Here is an 18,838-nt window from a genome sequence, read left to right as displayed (position 1 = left end):
CTGAAAAGGATTAAAAGCACACCCACACTGGACACCTTCGGCTCCTGGCCAGCTGCGCTGTCCAGTCGTCGAGCCACACTCCGCCAGGGCAGCTGCTTCGCACCCGCCGGGCTCCGCCGAACCCGCAAGCGGTTTCGGGCCTGACGGCTAGTGTCTGATGTCTGAGGTCAGGGTCAACGGCAGCGCTTGCTGCGACCGTTCCGGCCGCGCCGCTTTCACCGTGCCGGCGATAAAGCTGCCGGCACTCTGCAGGGCAACGCCGTTTCGCGCCCGCGCTCTTCGTCGTTGCGGCGGATGCCTGCTCCTTTCCCCTGGCGCCGTATCACCCGTTTGAGTCCATTCGCCGGGGCTGAGACAAGCACAGTCGCCATCATCCGTCCAGGGTAAATGGCACGCGGTAAACCGCGCCCTGGACAGCTGCTGTCGCCCGTGCTCGTTTACGCCCTCGCGGCGAACGGCTCTCAAACGGGTGAAGGTTTTATCCAGGGGGCAGGTTCAGCAGGTCCCCGCACAAAGTCAAAACCGCGGCCCCGGCAACTCAACGGGTGATGGTTTTAAAAGGCAGAAAAACAGACAAAGGAGAAAGCTGGATGAGCACACAAAACGTCAACGTAAAACCCTCCACCAAAGAAAGCACAACCCTCCGGACTGACGGTTTTGTGCGCAACATTCATTCCCGAAACCCGTTCGATGTTATCCGCGCCGATGTAGTGCTGGAACGTATCGAGAAAGAGGCTGGTTGGTGCTGCGGGATGCATTACGAGCTGTATCAGGCCCATCTGCTGGGTGGTGCGCTGGATTATCTGGATGCGCTGCCGTTGAAAGACCGTCCGGTGTTAATGGGCGCTGCGGCAAAGCGCGGCTATCTGCTGACGCTAGCCGAAGAGGAACGCGCGCTGGAAGCACGGGATGTACTGATGAGTGAACTGGCGGCAAACGACTGCTGAGAAATAAACACGGATGGCGGCGTATCGCTGCCATCCCTTAAAGACCAGAGGTAACGCAAAATGAAAGTATACGGCCATCAACACTCATCAGAGGTTTTCTCCCGGGAAACTTCCCCATCCTGTTTTGAACCAAAAGCGGAAAAGTTGATCGCTTTTCATGGAAAGGATGCCAGTTACGCCTATAACGTGCTGGCCGATCTGAAAGCCGCAGGTGCTTCATATACGCGCCGGAATATCATCGCCGATATGTTCCGCCGTCTGGGTGTGGAATGAGGTCTGGGCAATGGAACACGTGAAAAGACAAATCCAGCAGGGGGCAGGGAACGCCTATTATGCGGGGATGCAGTGGCGCGGTATTACACTCGGACACGCCGATGCTGCAGCGCTTAATCAGTTTGATATCGATATCAGCAAAGCTCAGGCACCCGAAGCACGCACCTGGTTGCTTCAGAACAAAGCGGAATTCATAGCTCTTATGCTGGGTATTGAGATTGTAAAGATCGGGTAGTGAGAAGTTAGCTAACTTAGCTCTTGAGCTAAGTTAGCTTTTAAGCTAAAGTATACACATACGGACCAGAGATTACATTCATGTTCACAGTCATCTTTCATGATGAGGCTGAAAAAGAGTTTACGGCTCTGCCTGCTGCCATTCGTGCAAAAATGGCCAGGCTACTCATGAAGCTGGAAGCAAACCCTCGCCAGCTACGCGAGCCAGATACCAAGCCGCTTGGAAACGGCCTTTTCGAAATACGTACAATGGGGGCAGATATCGCCCGCGGAATCTGGGTATATCAGAGTGGTGAACGTATTTTTCTACTTCGGATCTTTATCAAAAAATCGCCAAAAACGCCCCCGGCAGAAATAGATCTGGCACTTCGCAGACTGGAGGAAATGCAGAATGAAATATAAAACCCTTAGCCAGGTTCATACCGAAGCAATGAACGATCATGAGTACAGCGCGGCATTCGAGGCAGAAGAAGCCTCGGAGCTACTTCGGGAAACCTTAGCAACATGGAGAAAAGAAGCGGGTTTGACGTCGGCACAGGTTGCAGAACGTATGGGCATCAAAGCGCCTACTATCTCACGTATGGAGAAGAACGCTTCGCGAATGAGTATTCAGACGCTGGTTCGGTACGCCAGAGCCTGCGGTGTTAACTTTAAAATTCAGCAGGTTTGAATGTCACTCGTCAGCCGGATCCTCAGTGGTGAACGCAGTCTGACCCTCGATCACATGCGGGCGCTGGCAAATCGATTTCAAATCCCGGTCTCGATGTTTGTTGACTGATTCGGGAACAGAGCAGGCGAAGGGGGCATCTGTCCCCGTCTGGCCGCGCCTCGAAAGGCCGCGCGCCTGCGGCGCCGGGAAAACCGGGCCGCGCTGACGCGCCGCCCGCATTTCCTTTCCGCGTCTTCCCGGTTTGCTGCCTGCTGTCTGTCTGCTTCCTCTTCTTCTCCCTGCTGTGATGCCTCTTTTTAACCCTTAAAGGCTTTAAAAGCACACCCATACTGGACACCTTCGGCTCCTGGCCAGCTACGCTGTCCAGTCGTCGAGCCACACTCCGCTAACCGCGAAAAGACGCGGTAAGCTCCGCCGAACCCGCAAGCGGTTTCGGGCCTGACGGCTAGTGTCTGATGTCTGAAGTCAAGGTCAACGGCAGCGCTTGCTGCGACCGTCCCGGTCGCGCCGCTTTCACCGTGCCGGCGAAGGACTGCCGGCACTCTGCAGGGCAACGCCGTTTCGCGCCCGCGCTCTTCGTCGTTGCGGCGGGTGCCTGCTCCTTTCCCCTGGTACCCGTATCACCCGTTTGAGTCCATTCGCCGGGGCTGAGACAAGCACAACCCGTCTTGCTGTCCAGGGGACGGCAGAGCCTTTCGCAATAAATTTTTCCCGGCCATTCCGCTGCGCTTCATTAGACCGAAAAAAATTTCCCGCTCACCCCCGGACATCTGCACCGGGCCGTGCTCGTTTACGCCCTCGCGGCGAACGGCTCTCAAACGGGTGAAGGTTATATCCAGGGGCAGGTTCAGCAGGTCCCCGCACAAAGTCAAAACCGCGGCCCCGGCAACTCAACGGGTGATGGTTAAAAAATTAAACAGGTGAAGGAGAATAATATGCGTTTAGCATCCCGATTTGGACTTACTCATTCCATTCGTCAGGAACGCCCACTGACTAACGATGAATTAGTCAAGGTTGTACCTTCTGTGTTTTCAGAAGAAAAGCATAATTCACGTAGTGATCGCTATACCTATATTCCAACCATTACACTGCTGGATAAATTACGTGAAGAAGGTTTCCAGCCATTTTTTGCCTGTCAGTCACGAGTAAGGGATGAGGATAAACGGGGGCATACTAAGCATATGGTAAGACTTCGCCGTGAAGGGGCCAATAAAGGAACAGAAGTACCCGAAATCATTCTTCTTAACTCGCATGATGGATCGTCCAGTTATCAAATGATCCCGGGTATGTTCCGTTTTGTATGCACAAATGGCCTTGTGTGCGGTACGTCGTTTGGTGAGATTCGTGTACCTCATAAAGGTGATATTGTTGGAAGGGTTATCGAAGGTGCTTACGAAGTTCTGGGAATTTTCGATAAAATAACTGAAGGCGTTGATGTCATGAAGTCTATTGCCTTAACCAAGGAAGAACAGCGTCTGTTTGGACAAGCTGCATTAACCTACCGATATGAAGATGAAAATAAATCTCCGGTCAGTATTGAACAGATAATTCATCCGCGCCGTTATGAAGATAAAAAAGATGACATCTGGACTACATATCAAAGGGTCCAGGAAAATCTGATTAAAGGCGGTTTGCCTGGCCGAACTGAAAAAGGGAAAAGAACAACAACCCGGCCAGTAAAAGCAATCGATGGTGATGTTAAACTCAATAAGGCATTGTGGTTAATTGCGGAGAAATTCCGCACTCTTAAAGGCTAATTATAAGCGCCGGGCAGCTGTCCGGCGTTTTGATGGTGGGAATACTTATGTTTGAATTTAAAGCTGTCTGTATCAGTATTTCACATATGGAAGAAGGTGATATCAGAGTTCTTCAGGTGCTTTCATCAACAACCAATTATCTAACTTGCGATAGTTACTTAGAGTGGATACATGATACACCTTATGGTTGTGTTATAAGGATGTATGATTTCAAACGCCATCTTCTGGCGCTAAAAAGAGGTGGGGTGTCAAAATTTTTACGCAAAACTCTTATACTAATGCACCGGGAGGGTGGGTATCTGCTTTTTCATTTTGATAGTGATGCCGATTATTATCCAGGTATAGATGCCGTAGATTTTTAAGAAATTCAAGCCTTCTTATATCAGAAGGCTTTTTAGTTCATGGCGATTTTCTGATCTTTAGAAGAAGTTCGTTTGCTTGCTTTGATAGCCGTGTAGTAGTAATGGATCTTCTTCGCATACTCGTAACGTCTTGCTGCCTGGCGCGGGGTCTTTTTGAAGCCTGCATTGTATGCCCCGACTGCATCCCACGAAACGCCCCACTTTTTAAACGCCTGAGCCAGATAATAGGCTCCGGTGTAGATGTTAAGACAAGCATCGCTAAGAAGATGATCCGGTTTTATTCCATATCGCGACAGTTCGTTGAAATGCTGCGAGTCAATTTGCATCAAGCCTGATCCATAACCCGTAACAGGATTACGCCCAATCGCATCAATTTTAAATCCTGATTCTTGCCATGATATAGCACGCAGGAGATCCGGATCAATTTTGTAATCCCTGCCAGCCATATCAAAGCAGTCTGCTGCCATTGATGACAATGGTATTAAAGACAGGATGATACCAAACGCTACTCCCTTCATGAATTCCCCTCCGTGCCAAATCCCGGAATAACCTTAACCCATCCAAGACCGAGACTCAACATATATGCACTCCTCACCACAAAATCACCACACACTACGCAAAATTAAAATTTTGCAGATTTCACTTTAGCTTCAGTGGCTTAACTGTAGTTATATTACATTATGTTATTTTTCTTTATATATATGTGAGTTGCCGGTGAGTCAGTAGTAAGTCGTCGGTAAGTCTATAGCGACTCGTTTATGACTCACTCTTTTATAATCATATATTTAAAGCGACTTAACTCTAGACTTAAGTCGCCATATGACTCGTAATGCAACTTTCTTAGACTCTAGACTTAAGTTTAGAGTTGTAAAGAAGGTAAACTCGCGTTATCTTCTCGCCATAATAACTTGTTTGATGCTGTTTTTAATAAAGGAACCGATATGGCCAGGGTACAAGCTTATGCTAGTGATGAAGTTGCAGAGAAAATTAATGCAATAGTGGAAAAGCGAAGGGCTGAAGGGGCAAAGGAAAAGGATGTCAGTTTTTCAAGTGTCGCTTCGATGCTCCTTGAATTAGGGCTTAGGGTTTATGAGGCTCAAATGGAAAGAAAAGATTCAGGGTTTAACCAAACTGAGTTTAATAAGATTTTGCTTGAGAATGTCATGAAGACTCAGTTTACCGTATCCAAACTTTTGGCTATTGGCTCTCTAAGCCCTCATGTTACAGGTGATGAACGATTCGAGTTCCGCAGCATGGTGAGTAACATTCGAGAAGATGCAAAAGATGTTATTTCTCACTTCTTCCCCGAGCAGGAAGAAGAGTAAGAACTGGTGTGTGTTTATGGTGGTTTGTAATTAATTCAGCAGTAAAAAAAGAATAATGATCTAGCTTTAAAAAGTGACATGGAAGTATAAGGAATATAGAATACTTACAGGGTTGTACTAAAATTTGTTGAAGCGTTGACGTCCGGGGCTTGTCCCCCCGAACGTCAACTATCCATAGTGTCCTTTCCAGGAGGCGCCTATGTGTGCGAAGGATCGTAGTCATATTGCTGTGCGCAGTCAAACAGATTCCATTCATTCTATGCGCGAGATGCTTAATATTTCATCTTGCCCTGCTTTTATTCGTGATTCCCGGGGCGAAGTAATTCACACCAGCCCAACCTTTGACAAAATTTTCTTAACATCTGGTGGAACTGGAGCATTTGATACACCCAGAGCACCGGGAAGCTGGTTTCTGGATCTCTCCCTGGAGATCAAACTGGAACTGATGCAGTCAGAACTGAAATCGTTTTCAGAAGGTTCTGCTGTACTTGTTAAAAATATTTGGTTGGCAGGTTCACTTTGGACTGTTTTTATTGAAACGTTCTCGATTAAGGAAAGTGCGAATAAGCAGGTCATTTCTTCCCAAGCTGACTCGTTGATTAAAATTTCGCGGATCTGGGCCGATTTTTTTCCCGCAAACACATCGAATCAGCCTATTTAGGCTATTTTTTCCACCATTTCTGGCGTTATTTCCGGTTTTTACTGAGATCTCTCCCACTGACGTATCATTTGGTCCACCCGAAACAGGTTGGCCAGGGTGAATAACATCGCCAGTTGGTTATCGTTTTTCAGCAGCCCCTTGTATCTGGCTTTCACGAAGCCGAACTGCCGCTTGATGATGCGAAACGGGTGCTCCACCCAGGCACGGATGCTGGCTTTCATGTATTCGATGTTGATGGCCGTTTTGTTCTTGCGCGGATGCTGCTTCAAGGTTTTTACCTTGCCGGGACGCTCGGCGATCAGCCAGTCCACATCCACCTCGGCCAGCACCTCGCGCTGTGGCGCTCCTTGGTAGCCGGCATCGGCTGAGACAAATTGCTCCTCTCCATGCAGCAGATTACCCAGCTGATTGAGGTCATGCTCGTTGGCCGCGGTGGTGACCAGGCTGTGGGTCAGGCCACTCTTGGCATCGACACCAATGTGGGCCTTCATGCCAAAGTGCCACTGATTGCCTTTCTTGGTCTGATGCATCTCCGGATCGCGTTGCTGCTCTTTGTTCTTGGTAGAGCTGGGTGCCTCAATGATGGTGGCATCCACCAAAGTGCCTTGGGTCATCATGACGCCTGCTTCGGCCAGCCAGCGATTGATGGTCTTGAACAATTGACGGGCCAGTTGATGCTGCTCGAGCAGGTGGCGGAAATTCATGATGGTGGTGCGATCCGGCAGGGCGCTATCCAGGGATAATCGGGCAAACAGGCGCATGGAGGCGATTTCGTACAGGGCATCTTCCATGGCACCGTCGCTCAGGTTGTACCAATGCTGCATGCAGTGAATACGCAGCATGGTCTCCAGCGGATAGGGCCGTCGGCCATTGCCCGCCTTGGGATAAAACGGCTCGATGACAGCGGTCATATTCTGCCATGGCAGAATCTGCTCCATGCGGGAGAGGAAAATCTCTTTTCGGGTCTGACGGCGCTTAGTGCTGAATTCACTATCGGCGAAGGTGAGTTGATGGCTCATGATGTCCCTCTGGGATGCGCTCCGGATGAATATGATGATCTCATATCAGGAACTTGTTCGCACCTTCCATCAGTGACGATGATCTGGTCAGTGCGCCATCGTGGCCCGATATTGCGCAGCAGCTGCAGCACCATATCGGCCGGCGCCCGCTGGTTATTTTCAATGCTGAGTTTGATACGCGCATTCTGAAGCAGACAGCGGCAGCGCATAACGACCGTGCCAGCTGGCTGGACTCTCTGACGGTGTACTGCGCCATGCGACTTGCAGCGGGGTATTACGGCCCCACCAATCGCTACGGTACCATATCGCTTTCCGGCGCTGTCAGTCAGGCTGGGCTGAGCTGGGCCGGGGAGGCACACTCCGCCGTCACTGACGCAGTTATGACGGCTCGGGTGGTAAACAATATTGCCGGATACTGGCGTGAGATCCAGTGTGAAATGAATGATGGCGCAGGGAGATAACGCTGCTCTCTGGCTGGTCAGACAGCTGCAGGTATTAATTCAGGAGTCTGGAATGGAAAATATGATGAAAACTATGCGTGAGCATTTTCCCACGAGAACAGTGGTGATCGAGCAGTCTCTGGATATGTTTGGCGTCAAACGAAATGAGGACGGGACGTTACTCTTCCCCCGTCACTCCGATAAACGTTTTCCCATTGCACGTATCCGTAAGCGACTGGCGGCTTATGGCTGGCGAGGCGAACGTCTGAATAAGGAGGTAGCGCGTATCGTCGCGGGCCCTGATATTTACGCTGAGAGAAATGAATACAACATTATTTTCCCTTACGGATGGGAGAAGAAGCAGCTGACGCGTGAGATGCGGCGAATGTTTCCCCGTAAGACGGGCCGACGTGTGCTGATTATGCTGGATGAATTACATCATTTTTCTGACTTGCGGGAGAAGCCGTGACGCTGACAGAAAAATCGGGCCATCTGGCATGGTGTGCCCTGGTGGCGCTTGCGCTGGCCAGGCAGGAGGGTGGCGTTCTCTCGCCGGCACAGGAAAATCTCTTTCTCATCCGCTGGCTGGCGACTGCGCTGAAGCAACGGCGTTTCCCCCGGGAGATAAATCCGGACATCGAGTGGCTGTTGAAACAGAGGCGCCAGCTGGGCGTCAGCGCGAAGCTGGCCAGCAAGCTGAATTACCTCTGGCGTTCCTGCACCGGCGAGTTGTCCGAGCAGAACGACCTGTTCCGGCTGACGTATGCTCTGGAAACAGCGAAAGATATGCACTGGAACTACCGTCTGCTGAGCGATCGGGAATGGTCAGGCCGAAATGCTGTGGCGCTCAGTGCGGGCGTGAACGGCATTTATCTCTCACGGGCCAACCTCGATGTCGCTTTTGACGACAGCGGCCGACAGATAAATCCGCTTACAGCACGTCTGACGGGTAACGTAGTGGGGGTGATGAAGGTGTTTAATCGCTGTGGCTGGCAGGCAGAGCCTGAGTCTGGTGCCTCCCTGCCCCACCAGTATTCTCTGATGGCCGGACAGGGAGTGCCAGGAAAGGGGGATTAGTGGCGGATCTGCGCTAGTTCGTCTTCAGTCAGACCGGTCATTTTCATGACGGTATTGCGGTCAATTCCGTTCTGCAGCATGGTTCGTGCAATTTTAAGGGTGGCTTCGCGCTCGCCTTTTTCAATACCGCGTTGTTCACCTAACTGCAGGCCCTGCTGCAGACCCTGCTGCAGGCCCTTCTCGATGCCAATCTGTTCAAGCTGTTGTGCGATGGTCATCAGTTCATCCTCGTGTTGCGGCAGACGCTCTGCCAGCGCCCGCATAAATTCAGGTGCAGGCGCTTCACCTGCATTTACCATGTAGTTTATCAGAACGCGCACCTGTTCGGGGGAAATCCATTCCACCATTACCCGGGGTAGCCTGTCCAGCAGTTCCATCATGTCCCGCTGGCGGATATGTTTCATCAGCAGGGTCAGTGCGGCCATCCGTCTGTGGTTCATTATCTCATCATCATCGATGACGGTGACATCAACCAGCGGGAATCCTGTCGTGTATACTTTTCCGGCCTGTTCCGGGTTACTGAAACAATCCAGCCAGTTCGTGGAGAACGGGTACGGACTCCGGCTGCCGTGGTAAAACAGAACCGGGATGACCAGCGGCAGTTTTTTATGACCCGCTTCAAGATGACGTTGCATGGCGGCGACAGCATATCTGAGCTGACGAAAGGCCATATTTTTATCCGCCGAACTCTGGTGTTCCAGAAGCAGATGGATGTACCCGTCATCGCCGGTGGTGGTTTTCATGCTCCAGAGAATGTCGCTGACGTACTGACGTAAGTCGTCCTCAACGAAGGTACCGGACTCCAGCTTCAGCGTGGTCAAATCGCACAGCGCGCGTAATTCAGCCGGGAGATGTAACATCATGAAGTCACGGGCGACATCGGGATTCGCCAGGAACTGGCGAAATGTCGCGTCATGGGGTGTGGGTGTACCTGGTTTCTTCTTCATCAGTCCTGGGCTCTGAAAAATGACCCGGAGATGTTATCACAGCCCGGGAAAAGCTAATATTGGCGGTGAACGGAATTGCCATTCCTTCAGGGGACCGTTCCGGGGTGGTTCGGTCCCCTTCCTAAACCATCTTTACTCATCATCAATTACTGCCTTAGCAACTTTCTTCCCTCTCTCAGATATTCTAAAGCCTCTTCTCTCCGTCCTTCTGTGGCAGCTGTATATAATGTCGCGATACCGCTGACAGCCTGATGGTGGGTTATACTGCCTTTACTGAAATCATCCAGAACAGTACAAAGGAATTCCTCCAACAACTCCTGTTCTCTTTGAGATATTCTTTCAGCCATATTCGCTCCATAAGCTTAATTGTTTGTTCTGAACCTAACGTGAATAAGTATCGTCAATCAGTATCCTGCTTATGATTGCCGTTACAGACCCTGATTACTGTCATCTTTGATACGCCAGCCAGGCGGGCTGTTTCACGCAGTGATTTTCCGTGGGCCAGACGCAGAGTACGTATCAGTTCATGTTTCTGTGCATCGGCCACCCTGCCCCGGTATTTTCCTTCAGTTTTCGCTTTACAGATTCCCTCTGCCTGGCGACGTCGACGGTCTTCGTAGTCTTTTCTGGCAATAGCGGCGAGCATATCCAGCATCATGCCATTTACGGCCTTCAGCATGCTTCGGGTGAAGTCATCACTTACTGTGCTGGATAGCGCCAGATGGCTGGTTGGTAAATCAAGACTGACGATGGCCAGCTGCTTGTCGGTGATTTGCTTTCTGAGTGTCTCCCAGCCTGCATCATCCAGTCGAGTAAGCCTGTCGACCTGTTCAATGAGAATCACATCACCAGGTTCCGCATCACCAAGAAGCCTGATCAGTTCAGGACGGTTCATTGTCGTACCGGAGACATTGTCGATATACCAGCCAGCAATACGGTGGCCATTTTGGTTTGCAAATGCCTTCAGTGCATTTTTTGCCCGGCTGGCATTCTGCTCTGAAGTGGATGCCCGGAGGTAACCAAAAACGAACATATTTTGTCCTTCTGGTAACTTTTAAGTGGTCTTGCTTATGATGGTATCACTTATGTGGTAACAATAATATTCGCCGGTATTTTTTCGGGTGGTATATATAGAGCATACCCCAATGTGACAGGCTGACGCGCCCACGGAGCTTGTCCAACCCCTCGCCTGCTCAGATGCAAGCTCTGAACAGACTCACGGTTTTTTCTTTGAGTACAGCCTCAGTTGTCTTTTTGAGCTACGTGATAGGTAGGTATTAACGTACAATAATTTAATGTCGTATCATTATATGTTGTACGTTATTATTTATTGTGTACAATGGCGTGAGCTTCTACGCCATCAATGTGCAAGGATTCCATCTTTAGGGGACAAAAATGAAACGCGATTACGGTAGTGTGGGTACCATAGCTCTTAGAGCAAGCGCTTTACTTCAGGCTATGAGTAGGGATATTGAGGAACAAAGGAAAGAATTTAATCTGACAGATTATCATCAGACATATACTCGTAACGCTGTCGCAAAACTACCAAAGCTGAGCCGGCGTATCGTAGAACTGGCCATGAAAGAAATGGAAGAAGACGGCTATATATTTAATAAAAAGCAGATTGGTAACGTCGAACAATATGCTCTGACGATAAAGAATGTTATCGATATCTACGCCCACCGACAGATACCTAAATATCGCGATATCCATAAAGAACCCTACGTTATTTTCGTTGTAAACCTTAAAGGTGGTGTATCAAAAACAGTCAGTACAGTTACTCTTGCACATGCGTTGCGTGTACATCAGGACCTGCTGCGGCATGATCTTCGCATCCTTGTAATAGACCTCGACCCACAGGCCTCCAGTACTATGTTCCTGGATCACACCCATAGCATTGGTACAGTCCTTGAAACAGCTGCTCAGGCAATGCTGAATGATCTCGATGTTGAAACATTGCGAGAAGCAGTTATTCGCCCCACCATTATTCCTGGTGTTGATGTCATCCCTGCTTCTATTGATGACGGCTTTGTGGCGAGCCAGTGGGAGTCTTTAGTAGCAGAACATTTACCAGGACTTAAACCTTCTGAAGTCCTCAGGAAAACAATTATTGACCGTATCGCTGGTGACTATGATTTTGTCTTCATAGATACTGGCCCCCATCTTGATCCGTTCCTTCTGAATGGTCTGGCAGCGAGTGATTTGCTTCTGACCCCTACTCCACCGGCACAGGTTGATTTCCATTCAACCCTTAAATATCTGACACGTTTGCCTGAAATGCTGGAGCGTCTTGAAGACGAAGGTGTGGAACCACGCCTGAGCGCGAGTATCGGTTTCATGTCAAAAATGACTAATAAGCGTGATCACGAAACTTCGCATAGCCTGGCCCGCGAAGTGTATGCAAGTAATATTCTGGACTCGTCACTGCCACGTTTGGATGGATTCGAACGATGTGGTGAATCTTTTGACACTATTATTAGTGCTAACCCTGTTTCATACCCTGGTAGTGCTGAAGCGTTGAAAAAGGCACGTACTGAAGCAGAACGGTTTACGAAAGCAGTTTTTGACCGCATTGAATACATCCGGGGAGAGTCTAAATGAAAAAGGTTTTAGCTCGTGGGCGAGTTCTCGGTAATAGCAATTCAGAGTTTGCCCGTATGCTTGAAGGTGACGGAGATGTCAAAACGTTTACTCTTAAATCCGGCAAGCAGGCCAAATTTGTCAAAACGGTTGTATTAAGCGGAGAGATTGAATCAAAGACGTTCGTTGATGCATCGGTCAATGGACGAGATCAGGCTATGCTTACGCGTGAGTCCGTTAGTGATATTTCCCGGACGATAAAGCTGCAGCAATTCTTCCCGGCTATTGGACGGGAGGTTAATGGACGAATTGAGATATTAGATGGGACCCGACGCCGTGCCGCCTGCATATTTAATAACGTTAAATTCGAAATCCTAGTAACTAAAGATGATATATCACTCGCCGATGCACGGCAGTTAGCGCAAGATATCCAGACAGCTAGAGAACATAGCCTTCGAGAGTTGGGGAAACGACTTGAAGTCACCTATGGAACTAGCATGACGAAAGAAGAGATTGCGTTGAAAGAGAATCTCTCTCCGGCGAAAGTGACTCGCGCGTTTCAGGCCGCAGCAGTGCCAGATGAAATGGTTGCAGTATTCCCGGTGATAAATGATATTTCTTTGTCGGATTATCAGTTTTTGCTAAAACTGGCTGAAGAAGCAAACAACAAGCAAACATCCGTAACAGAACTGATGGAAAAAGTTCAACATCGGTTGAAGACCATGCCAGATTATCCGGCAATTGATAAAAGCAAAATTCTGGCGGCTATCAGGGTTGAGAGCAAATCGTTGACAACCCGCCCTACCAGAACGGTTCAAACTGAGAAGCTGAGAGAATTTTCAGATCGCAATCAGTTTGCCAGAAAGAAAACTGATTCAAAGAAGCGACTGGTTGTTTATGAGTTTTCCCGCATTTCCGCTGAGGCACAGTCGGAGATTGATGATGCAATAAAACGTATTCTGAAAAGACTTCCTGAGTCAAGTGAGTAAGGGAAAAGGATGCCGGAGAGCATCCTTTTTTTATGTTTTTCACCATGCCGATTTCAATGTTATTATTATGATTGTAAAGGAAAATTTTAAATTCTTTCACACTGAAATCACCAAGTTTTTCAACCTTTTCGTGACTCATAATTTCGCTACTGGCAGTTCAGACCAGCGAGTTGTATAGGCCGGTGAAAGCATCTCCCGTTTCATTTGCCACTCAGGTGCGATACCTCGTCCCGCAAACCATACTTTCCCCAGACCGGAATGGTTAATACCGTCCATGACTTTCATCAGCTGATTACTGTTGCTTCGGGGCTGAGTATCATCGAACAGGTTCAACTGCGAAACCCCGGTAGGAGTGAAATCATTGAGCATGCAACCCGCTTTTGCATATCGATGGCCATTCACCCAGATCCGATCCAGTGCTTTCACCGCTGCGGCTATGATGTCCCTGGTATCCTGCGTGGGAGTCATCAACTTCTCACTGGCCACATTCCCGTAATACGGTTCGTTCACCGCGAACGGTGACGTCTTCACAAATACAGCAATGTGCCTGCAGAACTGTCGCTCGCCGCGCAGTTTTTCAGCTGCACGCTCAGCATACTGACAAACTGCCTGGCGCATGGCTTCATACGTCGTGACACGCTCCCCAAAGGACCGGCTGCAGACAATCTGCTGTTTTGGCGGCGGCGCTTCTTCAAGCGAAATACAGCTTTCTCCGTTGAGTTCACGGACGGTTCTCTCCAGCACAACGCTGAAATTCTTCCTGATAAATACAGGGTTCGCGCGCGCCAGCTGCAGTGCCGTAGTGATGCCCATCGTATTAAGCGTTTTTGAGATCCTGCGACCTACTCCCCAGATTTCTTCCACCGGCTGTCGTGAGAGCAGTTTATCCGTTCGCTTTGGATTGCCTGAAGTCAGAGCAAGCACGCCCCCAAACTGCCGCCATTCCTTAGACGCCCATTGTGCGCTTTTAGCCAGCGTTTTGGTCGGCCCCATCCCGACGCCGATTGTCAGCCCCGTACCGGAGCGCACGTGCTCGCGCAGCTGCCGGCCGAAGTCCTCATAATTGATGCAGCTGTCTATACCGCGGATATCCAGAAACATCTCGTCGATGCTGTACTGCTCCACGCGCGGCGCCAGTTCTTCGAGATGAGACATAACTCTGTTCGACATAGACGCATAGAGCTCGTAATTGCACGAGAACGTGATGACCGGCTCCGGGAATTGTGCCGTCTTCAGCTGGAACCAGGGGACGCCCATTTTAATACCCAGCCGTTTCGCTTCGGCACTGCGCGCGATGACGCAGCCATCATTGTTACTGAGCACCACAACGGGCCTGTTACGCAGGTCCGGACGAAATACTTTCTCACAGCTGGCGTAGAAGCTGTTGACGTCAGCCAAAGCGAACATCAATTCGTACCCCGCGTCTTATGTATGAATGCCATCACCACGCCGAATATCTGCAGTTCTTCCGGATAAAGAGTGGGGTAGGCGGGATTCATCGGCAGCAGGGCGATACGGGGTTTAAGCTGCAGGCGCTTAACGGTGAATTCGCCATCTGTTTCCGCGATGACAATATCCCCCTGCATGGGTTTTTCAGCTTTGTCGACAACCATGAGATCGCCGGAGTGCAGGCCCATATCTTTCATCGAATCGCCAATGGCCCGGACAAAGTAGGTCGCGCTGGGGCGACGGATACAGTAGGCGTTCAGATCCAGTTCGTCTTCGGTATAGTCCGCGGCCGGTGACGGAAAACCAGCCGGACAGCGCTCTGTGAAAAGTGGTGCGGTGGACAGTGCTGGCTCTGATGCGGGAGTGACAAAAAGGATCATGGCATACCTCTTAAAATACCTGTTTTTACATACAGTGTTATTTAAGATATTTCCCGTCCTGCAAGGAGAATTTTTCCTGTTCCTGCCAGGTTATTGTTCTGGCAGATAAAACAGGCAGTGGGTTATCCACAGAAACGGTGCATAACCCTGTGAGTCGATGCCGGGTATCTCACCGTCTGCTAAGTCAGTGGCTCTATAAGTTCCCGGCCCTGGTTCCCGGGATTGCCAACAGCCCGGCTGACGGGGTGCCATGTGAAATCTTCGGCGGGAAGACTGCCCTCACGGGCAATGTCTTCCGCCTCTTTACCGGTTGTGTTTTCGCTGAGCCATTTACGTGCGGCATCCGGTGAGTACACGAGTGGTCGCCGGTCGTGAATGTCCAGCAGTTCCTCATCCGCAGCGGCCGTGACGATCAGGAATCCTTCCTGGTCATTGCCGTTCTCAAAAGGTGGTTTCCCGATGGCAGCGAGCAGGAGCGGATTTCCGTCCTTACGGTAAATGAAAAACGGCTGTTTCACGCCGTTTTGCTGTTTCCACTCAAACCAGCCGTCAGCAAAAACAATGGCCCGTCCGTGCTCCCAGAGTGGCCTGAACATCCGGCTGCCGGCCGCAGTTTCACTTCTGGCGTTGATGAGAGCGGGCTTGTTCCACCACTCCGGCGCATAACCCCAGTGAACAGGATCAAGATGCAGCTGCGAGCGGCGTTCACTCAGCAGTAATACACGGGTTCCGGGCGCAACGTTGTAGCGGCCGACGGGCTCCGGATCATACGGGATGTCCCGTTCTGCTTCTTCTCCGAGAAAGGCCAGGTACTCCTCGCGGGAGTTGTACTGCGTAAACCGACCGCACATTATCGTTTCTCCGGTGTAGATTTCGCATGCGAAATCTGTGTTTTCATCAGTTCAGAAAATAGGCCGTTTTTCAGGTTCCTGCCATCGTGTGGCCGCCGTGCCGCTACTGTAGCCGGGCCGCTTCGAATGCAAGGGTTCGCTCTGCCGGTGTCCTCACCCGGTCGCAGTTTATTTCAAAGGCTTTACCCGCTGTCTTCCCGTCGTTTTCCGTCTCAATTTTCGCCGTCAAACCGTCCAGCCAGCGTGGGCTTTTTCACTGCGCTGCGGCTTGCGGCACCGCCCCTGCATTCTCCACTTTTCGCCCGGCTGTCGTATCGGCACGGCGTAACTGGCGCCGCTTTGAGAAAGGAGAACTACTATGTCCCGATTTATCCAGGGTAATTGCGTCCATATCATGTCCGGCTTTCCGGATAATGCTGTCGATTTCATTCTCACCGACCCGCCATATCTCGTCGGTTTTCGTGACCGTCAGGGGCGTACCATCGCCGGCGATAAAACTGATGAATGGCTGCAACCCGCCTGCCATGAGATGTATCGCGTGCTGAAAAAAGACGCGCTGATGGTGAGCTTCTACGGCTGGAACCGCGTCGATCGCTTTATGGCCGCCTGGAAAAATGCGGGATTCAGCGTTGTCGGCCACCTGGTGTTTACCAAAACCTACACATCGAAGGCCGCATATGTGGGCTATCGCCACGAATGCGCCTACATCCTTGCAAAAGGCCGTCCGCCCCTGCCGCAAAACCCGTTGAATGACGTAATTGCGTGGAAATATTCAGGCAACCGGCACCACCCGACCGAAAAACCCGTAACCAGCCTGCAACCGTTGATTGAGTCCTTCACACATCCCGGCGCGATTGTGCTCGACCCCTTTGCCGGCAGTGGCTCCACCTGCGTGGCCGCCCTCCAGGCTGGCCGTCGTTACATCGGTATTGAATTGCTTGAGCAGTATCACCGGGCCGGACAGCAGCGTCTGGCCGCCGTCCGGCGCGCCATGCAGTACCCGGCCGCTAACGACGAGTTCCCGGAGGCCGCGTAATGAACTATGCAGGACACGAAAAACTCCGCGCAGAAGTGGCGGAAGTCGCCAACAGCATGTGTGACCTGCGGGCGACGCTGAACGGGATGGAGCACCGCTATCGCTTTGACTCTGATGTGCTGGCCGAACGCCTGACCCGTCAGACCCTTTTTCGCATCAATGCCCTGTTTATGGCGGCATACAACGAAATGCTTGAGCTGGATGCCTGCTTTAAGGACTAAGGAGAAAAACATGTACGGAACCTGTGAAACCCTCTGCCGCTTGTTGCGTGAGCAGTATCCCGCAGAAACCCCTTTGAACCTCATTGTCTGGTCCCCGGCGGATATCGAAGCACTGGCCGACGGAATGGAATATGCCGTTTCGGAGCAGGACACAAGGGCGGTACTGGCGCGTATGGACGCCATTCCGGAGGAACAACGGCTTGAGTCGGGCGTGTCTGCCGGTGCGGTGATGGATCTGATTGAACAGGTGAAAGAGGCCGTTCCGGCGGTGATGGTGCCGGCGGACCTGCTTGAAACCCTGCTGACCACTGCCGAACAGGCGTTATGGCACAGAGAATGGACCGCCCGTGACTGCAATCATCCGGTCCCGGAAAGCGTTACCCGTCGCCTGGCTGATGCGGCGAAAGTTCGCGCCTTACTGAAAAAATGAAATCAACACGCCGCCCGGGCGGCGTGTACTGACCCCGTTCAGAGGAACCCATTATGCAGGAAACCACCACGTTAAACGCCCTTGTTATGCGCCGTGCGCGCGATTTGATTGCTGATTATGGATGGCCTGACCATACCGATGTTGATCAGCGTGATCCGGTCAATAAACCGGGCTGGATAAGCATTTATGTCCGTCTGGATGCGGCAAATATTGTTCATCTGCTGCCTTTGCTTTGTACCGGTGACGTACCCGCAGATCTGCAAAGTGCCATGACAAAAATATCCGGGACGCCAGCGCAGATTATTTTATCCGGCAGCCGCTATGCCGACGCGCCGCAGCTTCCGGAGGACGGAACACAGATAGCTTTCCCCTGGGCCGGGGAATGGCTGACGGAGCCGGAGATTCAGGCTGTAACGGATTGCCTGTCCCGCGCCGTGCGGGATGTATCCCGGCAGGTATGGGAGGATGCGCGCCGGATAAAGGCGGCACTGAACACGCGCGGGGAAACGCTGTTTTATCGCCAGACCCGAAACTTCCGTCTGGTTGTGAAGGAAAATGATATGCCCTGCTGGCTGGACGATGATGACAATTTGCCGGTGGTGCTCGATGCCATCCTGAACAAAGGGGCACGCTACAGTAGCGTCGAGTTCTTTGTTATCAGCGACAAAGTGGATCAAATCCTGGCATGTGGCCAGATGTGCGATGTGCTGCGTATTCCGGGCGAGCCTCCGCGCCGGTGGATGGATTTAACCCTGTTACATGAGGTCATGGCAGAAGCGCGTGCAGAAATCAGTCTTGTCCGCAATGCCCTGTCAGCAATCCGGCCAGTTTAGCGAACAGCAGGGGGCGGCGGCCCCCTGAATCTGGCACGAAGGATAAGGATGTCGCCGGCTCCGCTTTTACGGCTCTTCCTCCACGTTGTTCCGGCTTCGCGTTGAGTAACGTCCCGTGCGGCCTGCGGCAAACGCCGTGCCTCTACTGTAGCCGGGCCGCGGCTGATGCAAGGGAAGCGTAAACGCCGTCACCTTCACCCGGTCGCAGTTTATTTCATACGTTATCCGCCGTCTTCCCGTCGTTTTCCGGCTCAGTTTTCGCCGTCAAACCGTCCAGCCTGCTCCTGCTTTTTTACTGCGCTGCGGCTTCGGTGACGCCCTTGCATCCTCCGCTTTTCGCCCGGCTGTCGTGTCGGC

Annotated in this window: 25 protein-coding genes and 3 pseudogenes; 19 read left to right on the top strand and 9 right to left on the bottom strand. The window is 51.2% G+C overall.

What is annotated here, in order from left to right; genetic code table 11:
* Nucleotides 1–590: 590 nt before the first annotated feature.
* The 8 genes and pseudogenes from KB892_RS30445 to KB892_RS30415 all read left to right on the top strand — a co-directional run bounded on the left by KB892_RS30445 (nt 591) and on the right by KB892_RS30415 (nt 4,243).
* The gene (locus KB892_RS30445) at nt 591–947 is read left to right on the top strand and encodes a hypothetical protein (RefSeq protein ID WP_014343501.1); all 357 of its coding nucleotides are present in this window, start codon (nt 591–593) and stop codon (nt 945–947) included.
* A gap of 60 nt (nt 948–1,007) precedes the next feature.
* The gene (locus KB892_RS30440) at nt 1,008–1,220 is read left to right on the top strand and encodes a hypothetical protein (protein ID WP_014343500.1); all 213 of its coding nucleotides are present in this window, start codon (nt 1,008–1,010) and stop codon (nt 1,218–1,220) included.
* A 10-nt stretch (nt 1,221–1,230) separates the two neighbouring features.
* Nucleotides 1,231–1,455, top strand: a complete 225-nt coding sequence (locus KB892_RS30435) for a hypothetical protein (RefSeq protein WP_014343499.1) — start codon at nt 1,231–1,233, stop codon at nt 1,453–1,455.
* 80 nt (nt 1,456–1,535) lie between these two features.
* On the top strand, nt 1,536–1,856 hold the full coding sequence (locus tag KB892_RS30430) for a type II toxin-antitoxin system RelE/ParE family toxin (protein WP_014343498.1): 321 nt from the start codon (nt 1,536–1,538) through the stop codon (nt 1,854–1,856).
* On the top strand, nt 1,846–2,124 hold the full coding sequence (locus KB892_RS30425; protein WP_004152721.1) for a helix-turn-helix domain-containing protein: 279 nt from the start codon (nt 1,846–1,848) through the stop codon (nt 2,122–2,124). The genes KB892_RS30430 and KB892_RS30425 overlap by 11 nt, the downstream gene beginning before the upstream one ends.
* A gap of 3 nt (nt 2,125–2,127) precedes the next feature.
* Nucleotides 2,128–2,232 (top strand): annotated as a pseudogene (locus tag KB892_RS31365) (transcriptional regulator); the annotation flags it as partial.
* A gap of 827 nt (nt 2,233–3,059) precedes the next feature.
* Nucleotides 3,060–3,881, top strand: a complete 822-nt coding sequence (locus KB892_RS30420; protein ID WP_004152492.1) for a DUF932 domain-containing protein — start codon at nt 3,060–3,062, stop codon at nt 3,879–3,881.
* Between the two features lie 32 nt (nt 3,882–3,913).
* Nucleotides 3,914–4,243, top strand: coding sequence for a DUF5983 family protein (locus KB892_RS30415; RefSeq protein WP_013214015.1), 330 nt, complete (start codon nt 3,914–3,916; stop codon nt 4,241–4,243).
* A 32-nt stretch (nt 4,244–4,275) separates the two neighbouring features.
* On the opposite strand, the gene KB892_RS30410 is transcribed toward KB892_RS30415, so the two are convergent.
* On the bottom strand, nt 4,276–4,761 hold the full coding sequence (locus KB892_RS30410) for a transglycosylase SLT domain-containing protein (protein WP_014343495.1): 486 nt from the start codon (nt 4,759–4,761) through the stop codon (nt 4,276–4,278).
* 390 nt (nt 4,762–5,151) lie between these two features.
* Between KB892_RS30410 and traM the strand changes: the two genes are divergently transcribed.
* Nucleotides 5,152–5,568, top strand: a complete 417-nt coding sequence (gene traM / locus KB892_RS30405; RefSeq protein WP_014343494.1) for a conjugal transfer relaxosome DNA-binding protein TraM — start codon at nt 5,152–5,154, stop codon at nt 5,566–5,568.
* A 199-nt stretch (nt 5,569–5,767) separates the two neighbouring features.
* A pseudogene (locus KB892_RS30400) lies at nt 5,768–6,125 on the top strand (conjugal transfer protein TrbJ); the annotation flags it as partial.
* On the opposite strand, the gene KB892_RS31605 reads toward KB892_RS30400, so the two are convergent.
* Both KB892_RS31605 and KB892_RS30395 read right to left on the bottom strand, forming a co-directional pair.
* Nucleotides 6,083–6,286: a hypothetical protein gene (locus KB892_RS31605; RefSeq protein ID WP_323129908.1), complete on the bottom strand. Its 204-nt coding sequence runs from the start codon at nt 6,284–6,286 to the stop codon at nt 6,083–6,085. The pseudogene KB892_RS30400 and the gene KB892_RS31605 sit on opposite strands and share 43 nt — an antisense overlap.
* Nucleotides 6,268–7,248: an IS5-like element ISKpn26 family transposase gene (locus tag KB892_RS30395; protein WP_211778030.1), complete on the bottom strand. Its 981-nt coding sequence runs from the start codon at nt 7,246–7,248 to the stop codon at nt 6,268–6,270. The genes KB892_RS31605 and KB892_RS30395 overlap by 19 nt, the downstream gene beginning before the upstream one ends.
* A 68-nt stretch (nt 7,249–7,316) precedes the next feature.
* On the opposite strand from KB892_RS30395, the pseudogene KB892_RS30390 reads away from it, so the two are divergent.
* The 3 genes and pseudogenes from KB892_RS30390 to KB892_RS30380 all read left to right on the top strand — a co-directional run.
* Nucleotides 7,317–7,709 (top strand): annotated as a pseudogene (locus KB892_RS30390) (3'-5' exonuclease); the annotation flags it as partial.
* A 52-nt stretch (nt 7,710–7,761) separates the two neighbouring features.
* Nucleotides 7,762–8,157, top strand: coding sequence for a hypothetical protein (locus KB892_RS30385; protein ID WP_015493087.1), 396 nt, complete (start codon nt 7,762–7,764; stop codon nt 8,155–8,157).
* Nucleotides 8,154–8,765, top strand: coding sequence for a DUF2913 family protein (locus KB892_RS30380; protein ID WP_015493086.1), 612 nt, complete (start codon nt 8,154–8,156; stop codon nt 8,763–8,765). Before KB892_RS30385 ends, KB892_RS30380 begins: the two co-directional genes overlap by 4 nt.
* Here the strand turns inward: KB892_RS30380 and KB892_RS30375 are convergent.
* From KB892_RS30375 to KB892_RS30365, 3 genes are all read right to left on the bottom strand, one after another.
* Entirely contained in the window at nt 8,762–9,712 is a 951-nt protein-coding gene (locus KB892_RS30375) for an Rpn family recombination-promoting nuclease/putative transposase (RefSeq protein ID WP_015493085.1), read from the bottom strand. The two genes, KB892_RS30380 and KB892_RS30375, sit on opposite strands and share 4 nt — an antisense overlap.
* A gap of 146 nt (nt 9,713–9,858) precedes the next feature.
* Nucleotides 9,859–10,059, bottom strand: coding sequence for a hypothetical protein (locus tag KB892_RS30370; protein ID WP_040219232.1), 201 nt, complete (start codon nt 10,057–10,059; stop codon nt 9,859–9,861).
* A gap of 53 nt (nt 10,060–10,112) precedes the next feature.
* Complete coding sequence (locus KB892_RS30365; RefSeq protein WP_022652286.1) at nt 10,113–10,745, bottom strand: recombinase family protein; 633 nt, start codon at nt 10,743–10,745, stop codon at nt 10,113–10,115.
* Between the two features lie 362 nt (nt 10,746–11,107).
* On the opposite strand from KB892_RS30365, the gene KB892_RS30360 reads away from it, so the two are divergent.
* Nucleotides 11,108–12,313: an AAA family ATPase gene (locus tag KB892_RS30360; protein WP_015493083.1), complete on the top strand. Its 1,206-nt coding sequence runs from the start codon at nt 11,108–11,110 to the stop codon at nt 12,311–12,313.
* A complete protein-coding gene (locus tag KB892_RS30355; protein ID WP_016479949.1) occupies nt 12,310–13,281 on the top strand; it encodes a ParB family protein in 972 nt (323 codons plus the stop codon). Before KB892_RS30360 ends, KB892_RS30355 begins: the two co-directional genes overlap by 4 nt.
* Before the next feature lie 135 nt (nt 13,282–13,416).
* On the opposite strand, the gene KB892_RS30350 is transcribed toward KB892_RS30355, so the two are convergent.
* From KB892_RS30350 to KB892_RS30340, 3 genes are all read right to left on the bottom strand, one after another.
* A complete protein-coding gene (locus tag KB892_RS30350; RefSeq protein ID WP_015493081.1) occupies nt 13,417–14,688 on the bottom strand; it encodes a Y-family DNA polymerase in 1,272 nt (423 codons plus the stop codon).
* Nucleotides 14,688–15,110 (bottom strand): translesion error-prone DNA polymerase V autoproteolytic subunit, encoded by a 423-nt coding sequence (umuD, locus tag KB892_RS30345; RefSeq protein ID WP_015493080.1) that lies wholly within the window; start codon nt 15,108–15,110, stop codon nt 14,688–14,690. The genes KB892_RS30350 and umuD overlap by 1 nt, the downstream gene beginning before the upstream one ends.
* Before the next feature lie 179 nt (nt 15,111–15,289).
* The gene (locus tag KB892_RS30340; protein ID WP_015493079.1) at nt 15,290–15,961 is read right to left on the bottom strand and encodes an SOS response-associated peptidase family protein; all 672 of its coding nucleotides are present in this window, start codon (nt 15,959–15,961) and stop codon (nt 15,290–15,292) included.
* Between the two features lie 358 nt (nt 15,962–16,319).
* On the opposite strand from KB892_RS30340, the gene KB892_RS30335 reads away from it, so the two are divergent.
* From KB892_RS30335 to KB892_RS30320, 4 genes are read left to right on the top strand one after another with little or no spacing between them, the layout of a single operon-like run.
* Nucleotides 16,320–16,997, top strand: coding sequence for a DNA methylase (locus tag KB892_RS30335; RefSeq protein WP_002211749.1), 678 nt, complete (start codon nt 16,320–16,322; stop codon nt 16,995–16,997).
* A complete protein-coding gene (locus tag KB892_RS30330) occupies nt 16,997–17,218 on the top strand; it encodes a hypothetical protein (RefSeq protein ID WP_015493077.1) in 222 nt (73 codons plus the stop codon). The genes KB892_RS30335 and KB892_RS30330 overlap by 1 nt, the downstream gene beginning before the upstream one ends.
* A 10-nt stretch (nt 17,219–17,228) precedes the next feature.
* The gene (locus KB892_RS30325) at nt 17,229–17,648 is read left to right on the top strand and encodes a DUF1380 family protein (RefSeq protein WP_015493076.1); all 420 of its coding nucleotides are present in this window, start codon (nt 17,229–17,231) and stop codon (nt 17,646–17,648) included.
* Between the two features lie 53 nt (nt 17,649–17,701).
* Complete coding sequence (locus tag KB892_RS30320) at nt 17,702–18,481, top strand: hypothetical protein (protein ID WP_015493075.1); 780 nt, start codon at nt 17,702–17,704, stop codon at nt 18,479–18,481.
* Nucleotides 18,482–18,838: the final 357 nt, after the last annotated feature.

This window comes from Klebsiella sp. P1927 (assembly GCF_018204675.1).
Taxonomy (GTDB): domain Bacteria; phylum Pseudomonadota; class Gammaproteobacteria; order Enterobacterales; family Enterobacteriaceae; genus Klebsiella; species Klebsiella pneumoniae.
Note: the sequence above shows the minus strand (reverse complement) of the source record. Positions and strands in the feature narration are given on the sequence as shown.